The sequence below is a fragment of the Thauera sp. genome (assembly GCF_034003485.1).
GTDB lineage: Bacteria > Pseudomonadota > Gammaproteobacteria > Burkholderiales > Rhodocyclaceae > Thauera.
Map to the genome: position 1 here is coordinate 1 of NZ_JAVEYL010000065.1, position 7,075 is coordinate 7,075.

At 63.1% G+C, this 7,075-nt stretch carries 5 protein-coding genes; all 5 read left to right on the forward strand.

Annotated features, from left to right (window positions below; all coding sequences use genetic code 11):
* The first annotated feature begins 481 nt into the window (after positions 1–481).
* Genes RBT54_RS17855 through RBT54_RS17875 form a run of 5 tightly spaced genes read left to right on the forward strand, consistent with a single transcriptional unit; the run spans position 482 to position 7,003 of the window.
* Positions 482–1,750, forward strand: coding sequence for a TolC family protein (locus RBT54_RS17855; protein WP_039921668.1), 1,269 nt, complete (start codon positions 482–484; stop codon positions 1,748–1,750).
* Positions 1,751–1,767: 17 nt separating this feature from the next.
* Positions 1,768–2,331 (forward strand): hypothetical protein, encoded by a 564-nt coding sequence (locus tag RBT54_RS17860; protein WP_002924863.1) that lies wholly within the window; start codon positions 1,768–1,770, stop codon positions 2,329–2,331.
* Positions 2,328–3,440 (forward strand): efflux RND transporter periplasmic adaptor subunit, encoded by a 1,113-nt coding sequence (locus RBT54_RS17865; RefSeq protein WP_002924861.1) that lies wholly within the window; start codon positions 2,328–2,330, stop codon positions 3,438–3,440. Before RBT54_RS17860 ends, RBT54_RS17865 begins: the two co-directional genes overlap by 4 nt.
* 15 nt (positions 3,441–3,455) lie before the next feature.
* Entirely contained in the window at positions 3,456–6,575 is a 3,120-nt protein-coding gene (locus RBT54_RS17870) for an efflux RND transporter permease subunit (protein ID WP_021249915.1), read from the forward strand.
* A 41-nt stretch (positions 6,576–6,616) separates the two neighbouring features.
* Positions 6,617–7,003, forward strand: a complete 387-nt coding sequence (locus RBT54_RS17875; RefSeq protein WP_320368359.1) for a hypothetical protein — start codon at positions 6,617–6,619, stop codon at positions 7,001–7,003.
* Positions 7,004–7,075 lie beyond the last annotated feature (72 nt).

Sequence of the window (7,075 nt, forward strand, 5' to 3'; positions counted from 1 at the left end):
ATGCGTCGTTGGCTTGCGATTTTCCTCTTGATCCTGCTGCCTGCCCAACTGAGTTGGGCGGCGGTGGGCGATTACTGCGCGCACGAATCCGGTGCCGCAGCCAATCATTTTGGTCATCACGCGCATCGTCACACCGAAGATGCAAAAGGCAAGGAAAAAGGGGGCTTGACGAAGGGCGCACACGCAGACTGCGCATCGTGCCAGGTGGTGGGCTCTTCAGCAGTAACGAGTGAGTCCAGCGCGCTATTCACACAGCATCAGGCATCCCTCCCCATCGGCGTCACACCTGGGTGCTCACTTGCTGAGCATCCCGCAGAGCCCGAACGCCCTAAATGGGCCCGCCCAGCCTGATCGGCAGGGCGGTCGCCTTCATTCCCTCTTGATGTTCCTACCGCTTTGAGCGGTAGCGTCACGCGTCCATTGCGATCGGTCCGATCGCCCTCTGCCGATTCCCCGTGTCTTTACATCAACGGAGAATTGGATGTTTCAGCAACTTCGTCTCAAATGGCTGCCTGGGCTAATGCTCGGCCTTGCCGTCAATGGTGCCTGGGCGCAGCAGCCCGCCCCCCCGGCTCCAAGTACCGCCCTATCCCTCAAGCACGCTTTCGAGGCAGCATGGGCACGCCAGCCTGAAGCGCTGTCGCTCACGACTCAACAGGAAGCGGCGCAAGCGCGCCGCGACAGTGCCGACAGTTGGTTTGTCGAACCGCCCGCCCTAGAGGTAGCCGGAAAAACCGATCAGTTGGACAGCAATCGCGGGAGCCGTGAGTACGAGGTCGGCATCGCGGTTCCGATCTGGCTGTCGGGCGAACGTTCGAGCACTGCAGCCCTCGCCACTGCCGAAATAGCTGCCACGGCGAGCCGGGCTCGCGGCGCGCAGTTGCGCACCGCTGCAGCGGTACGCACAGCATATTGGGATTGGCAACGCGCGCGCGTAGATGTGACGCTGGCGAGGGCGGGTCTCGAGAACGCCCGCGAACTGGCCGCCGACGTGGCCAAGCGCATCAAGGCGGGTGATCTGGCGCGCGCAGATCAGCATCAGGCCGACGGTGTGCAAGCTACAGCTGAAGCCGCCGTCGCCGAGGCAGAAAGCGCCCTTGCAGATGCTGCACAGCAGTTGCGCACGCTCACTGGAATCGGGCCAGAACGCTCATCCGGCGGGGTGTCTGCGCCGGAGCCCGTCCCGTCCGCTGCGACACCGACACAGATTCTTGAGACGGCGCACCCTGCAGTGGCCGAGCTGCGTGATCGGGTCGACGTTGCGCGGCGCACGATGACCCTTGCCAGCGTTCAGGGCCGCGCGAATCCGGAGTTGAGTGTCACGACCACCCGCGAACGCGGCGCATCGGGTGAATCCTGGGAACAGACGGTCACGCTGGGCTTGCGCATTCCGCTTGGTTCCGGTTCGCGCAGCCGGTCCCGCGTTGCAAGCGCCAATGCAGAGGCCATCGAGGCCGAGGCGCAACTCCAGATCGAACTCGAACGTCTGCTGGCCGAAACAGAGATGGCGCACCAGCGCGTCGAATTGAGACGGCAGCAGGTCGCCGCTGCTGAACGGCGCTCCGACCTCGCACAGGCGTCACGCGGCTTCTTCGAGAAGGCGTTCCGCCTCGGTGAGGCCGATCTGCCGACCCGTCTGCGCATCGAATTCGAGGCGGCCGAGGCCGAACGCGAGCGCGCGCGCGCGCGTATTGATCTGGCAGCCGCCATCTCGGCCCAGCGCCAAGCGTTGGGCCTGCTTCCCGAATGAATAACAGGATCCCCAAAATGAAATCCACTCATACCCTCGCGGCATGGAGCCTCGCTGCCGTGCTTGCCGGGCTTGCCCCGCAAACGCTGGCCGGTGACGGACACGACCATGGAGAAGCGCCCGCGACCACAGCGGGCCCGGCATTGCCGCGATTTACCGCCGTCTCGGAACTCTTCGAGCTGGTCGGCGTAGTGAATGGCAAGAACGTCACCGTCTATCTTGACCACTTCGCTGACAACAGTCCGGTCAAGGACGCAAAGGTCGATCTGGAACTCGATGGGAAGGCCGTTGCGCTCACGCCCCATGCCGACGGTGAGTTCGAGGCCACGCTCGAGGAGACGCTCAAGCCGGGTGTCGTCTCTGTCACGGCAACGGTGATTGCCGGTCAGGACGCCGATTTGCTCGCTGGTGAGCTCGACTTGCATGAGACCGCCGCCGAGGCGCACGAAGAGGTTGCCGAATTGGACATGAAACCCTACGCAATTGGGGCAGGCGCGGGGGGGCTTGTGCTAGGCCTCATCGGCTGGGTTGTGCTTCGCAAGGGGAATTCGCGTAATCGCTCGACTGGAGGTGCCGCATGAAGCTGAGCGTACTGTTTGCTGCGCTGGCGCTGGTATCGGCCAGTGCCTCGTGGAATGCCTTTGCTGGCGAAGGCCATGATCATGGCGATGAAGGTCCGGTTGTGGCAGGAGGCAATGGGCCACAACGGCAAGCCGATGGCAGTGTCTTTCTGCCCAAGCCGGCACAACGCCAGATCGGTGTTCGCACGTTGGTTACGGAAGCCGGCGAATTGCCGCGTACCACCGCGCTGGCCGGCAAGGTGGTCATGGACCCGAATGCCGGCGGAAAGGTGCAGGCCATGGTGGCTGGGCGCCTGGAGGCGGGCCCGCAGGGGTTGCCAAGCGTCGGTCAGGCCGTGAAGAAGGGGGACGTGCTGGCTTACGTCAGTCCTTCGACGGACCAGATCGAGCGGTCTAACCAGATGGCGCAATTGGCCGAGCTGCACGCGGCCAGGGCCCTTGTGGAAAAGCGCCTTGCGCGTCTGAAGGAACTCGCCGACACGGTACCGCGCAAGGAGATCGAGGCGGCCGAAAGCGAGCTTGCCAGCCTGAGGGCTAGATCGAAAGCGATCGGTGGTGGCCTCAATGCCCGTGATGTCCTGACCGCACCCGTCAGCGGTGTGATCGCATCGACTAACGCCGTGTCAGGCCAAGTGGTCGATGCGCGCGAGCTCGTGTTCGAGATCGTCGACCCGAAGCGGCTGCGTGTCGAGGCGCTCTCCTATGATCCAGAAATAGCGGCGGATGTCGCCTCTGCAAGTCTTGCGGTCGGCGACCAGCGGATCCCGCTCACCTTCATCGGCGCCGCCCGCAGCCTGCGCGAGCAGGCCTTGCCGCTCACCTTTGCAGCCGAAGGGGAAGCGCTGGCCTTTCTTGCCGTGGGGCAGCCGGTCGAGGTCTTCGTCCAGTCGCGCAGCACGCAGCAGGGTGTAAGCGTTCCCGCAGCATCGGTGCTGAAGAATTCGGCAAACCAAACCATCGTCTGGGTAAAGACGGCGCCCGAACGTTTCGAGTCCCGGACCGTCACGATCGCGCCGCTGGACGGCGTGAACATTGCGGTGACGTCCGGCCTCGAAGCCGGCGAGCGGGTCGCCTCCCGTGCCGCCACGCTGATCAACCAGATCCGCTGACCGGGAGTCTATCCGATGTTCAAGTGGCTACTCGACAACAGCCTTGGTAACCGGCTGCTGGTGATTATCGCCAGCCTGGTACTGATGGCCTACGGTGCGTTCACGCTTTCGCGAACACCCGTGGACGTATTTCCGGATCTCAACAAGCCGACGGTCACGATCATGACCGAAGCCGGCGGCATGGCGGCGGAGGAGGTCGAGCAACTCATCACCTTTCCGCTCGAGACCACCATGAATGGTTTGCCCGGCGTGGAGTCAGTGCGCTCTACCTCGAGCTCGGGGCTGTCCTTCATCTACGTGACCTTCGACTGGAGTACCGAGATTTTCCGCGCCCGGCAGATGGTGTCGGAACGCCTCTCAGCCATGGAGGAAGGGTTGCCTGAAGACGTGATTCCGCGCATGGGGCCGATCAGCTCGGTCATGGGCGAGATCATGCAGATCGCGATCCCGATCGACACGGCGAAGATCTCGCCGATGCAGGTCCGAGAGTATGCGGACTGGGTTCTTCGTCCGCGCCTGATGGCGATCCCCGGCATCGCGCAAGTCATCCCGATTGGCGGGGAGGTGCGGCAGTTCCAGGTTCAGCCCGACACCCGCCGTATGGCTGAGCTCGGTGTTTCGTTGGAGCAGTTGGAAGGGGCGATTCGAGGCTTCTCGTCGAACACCTCGGGGGGCTTTCTCGAACTGAACGGGCGCGAATATCTCATCCGCCATCTCGGTCGGACCTCGAGCCTGGAGGATCTGAAGAACCTCGCGATCACTGCGCGAGATGGCCAGCCGATCCTGCTGCGTCAGATCGCATCCGTGACCTTCGCAGCGGCGCCCAAACGGGGGGATGCGGGCTTCGAGGGCAAGCCGGCCGTCATCCTCGGCATTCAGAAGCAGCCTACGGCGGACACCATTCACCTGACTCGCTCGATCGAAACCGCGCTCGAAGAGATGAAGATATCGCTCCCGGCCGGGATGGATGCGCCGGAGGTGACCTTCCGGCAGGCGACTTTCATCGAGGCATCGATCAGCACGCTCAAGGGTAAGCTGATTGGCGCATCGGTGTTCGTTGCGGCAATCCTCTTCTTTTTTCTCGGCACCCTGCGCCCGACGATCATCGCGCTCACCGCGATTCCGGTGTCCATCTTCATGACGGCGTTGGTCTTCAAGTATTTCGGGCAGTCGATCAACACGATGACCCTTGGTGGTCTCGCGATTGCGATTGGCGGCTTGGTCGACGATGCGGTTGTGGGCGTAGAGAACGTGCTGCGCCGATTGAAGGAGGACCGCGCAAAGCATCACGACCATCGGCTTCACCCGATCGAACTCGTGGCGCGCGCAACGATGGAAGTGCGCTCGGCCATCCTTTACGCGACGATCATCATCGTGCTGGTGTTCTTGCCGCTGTTCGCGCTGCCTGGCATGGAGGGGCGGCTGTTCGTGCCGCTCGGCGTGGCGTTCATCGTCTCCACGCTCGCCTCGTTGGTCGTTTCGGTGACCGTGACGCCGGTGCTGTCCTTTTACCTGCTTCCCCGGATGAAGTCCCTCGATCACGGTGACACGCGCTTGCTCGCCTGGCTCAAGGCACGTTATCGCGGGGCGTTGCAGGGGGTGCTCGAGCACCCCAGGGCGGCCGTCACAGCGGGTGCGGTTGCGGTGGCAATTGCTGCCGCTGCGGTACCGTTCTTCCCCACGACCTTTCTGCCGCCGTTCAACGAAGGCACCTTGCTGATCGGCATGCGGCTCAACCCGGGCGTTACCCTGGCGGAGTCGACCGTGCTCGCGCAGCAAGCGGAAGTGCTCGTGAAACAGGTTCCCGAAGTGACGCACGTCGGGCGCCGAAGCGGGCGGGCCGAGCTTGACGAGCATGCGGAAGGTGTCCACGTCAGCGAGCTCGATGTGGGGCTGAAACCCGCCGGTGAGCTGAGCCGCTCAATGGGTGAGATCACCGCAGACATCCGGTCGCGACTGGTCAATCTGCCAGCTGCGATCGCGATCGGGCAACCGATCTCACATCGCATCGACCACATGCTGTCGGGCGTGCGCTCGCAGATTGCGATCAAGATCTTCGGCGAGGATCTCGACACCCTGCGCGGTCAGGCTGACGTATTGCGAACGCGGCTTGCCGCCATTCCGGGGCTCGCCGACCTGGAGATCGAGAAGCAAGTGCTCGCGCCGCAGATCAAGGTGCGGATCGACTATGCGGCCGCTGCCCGTTACGGGGTGCCGGCACCGCAGATTCTGGCCGCGCTGCAAAACCTCGTCGAGGGCGAGAAGGTCACCCAGATCGTCGAGGGTGGTCGACGGTTCGCATTGGTCGTTCGCCTACCGGAAACGGCGCGCTCGGTCGACGGGCTGGCTCAGATCCTGATCGAAACGCCGACCGGACATGTGCCCTTGTCGAAGCTGGCGTCGATCGAGGATGGTGACGGTCCGAACCAAGTGAGCCGGGACGACGGTAAGCGCCGCATCGTGCTCTCGGCCAATGCGCAGCAGCGTCCGCTATCGGAGGTCGTCGAGGACATCCGCGCCGTCGTGGCCGACCTTAAGTTGCCCGAGGGCTACTTCATCACCCTCGGCGGGCAGTTCCAAGCTCAGGAAGAGGCATCCCGTTTGGTCGGGTTGCTTTCGATCGTCTCACTCGTGCTGATGTTCGTCGTGCTCTACAGCCGCTACAAGTCGGTTCGACTCTCGGCGCTCATCATGGCGAACATTCCGCTCGCACTGGTCGGGGCGGTGATTGGACTGTGGATCTCCGGTCAGCCGTTGTCGGTGGCTGCACTCGTCGGCTTCATCACGCTTGCAGGTATTTCGGTGCGAAACGGCATCCTCAAGGTGAGTCATTACCTCAACCTGATGCGTATCGAGGGCGAGAGCTTCGACCACACGATGATCCTGCGGGGCTCGATCGAGCGCCTGTCGCCGGTGCTGATGACCGCACTGGTAACCGCGTTTGCGCTTGCACCGCTGCTGTTCGAGGCCGAGCGCCCGGGTACCGAGATTCTGCATCCGGTGGCCGTGGTGATCTTCTCGGGCCTCATCAGTTCGACCCTGCTGGATACCTTCCTTACCCCTGCAATGTTCTGGCTCTTCGGCCGCCGCGATGCAGAGAGTCTGCTCGACGATCGAAACGCCGAAGCATTCTGACGCTGCTTAACCCGCCTCATGCAAACCAGAAAGGAAAACCCATGAAGTTCTCAAAAGTCGTCGCCCTCGCTGCTCTCGTGTCTGTGGGCCCCACCTTTGCAGCCGACAAGCATGACCATGCTCACGAGCATGAATCGATGCATGGAGGCGTGGTGGTCGAGGTCAAGGATCTCGATCTCGAACTCGTTGCCAAGCCCGAGGTGATCCAGTTGCATCTTCGCGATCACGGCAAGCCTGTTGATGTGGCAAACGGCAGTGCCAAGCTCACGCTGCTGTCTGGCGCAAACAAGCAAGATGTCGAACTCAAGCCTGCAGGTGATCGACTCGAAGCCAAGGGTAGCTTCAAGGTCGGCGCCGGCACCAAGCTGGTCGCGGTTGTCACCCTTCCGGGCAAGCCTTCCACCACGGCACGCTTCACACTGAAGTGACTCCGCCCGACCGCCTGCGGCAACGGCGCGCAGGCGGTCACCTCAGGCGCTCGGCGGTAGCAAGATGAAAGC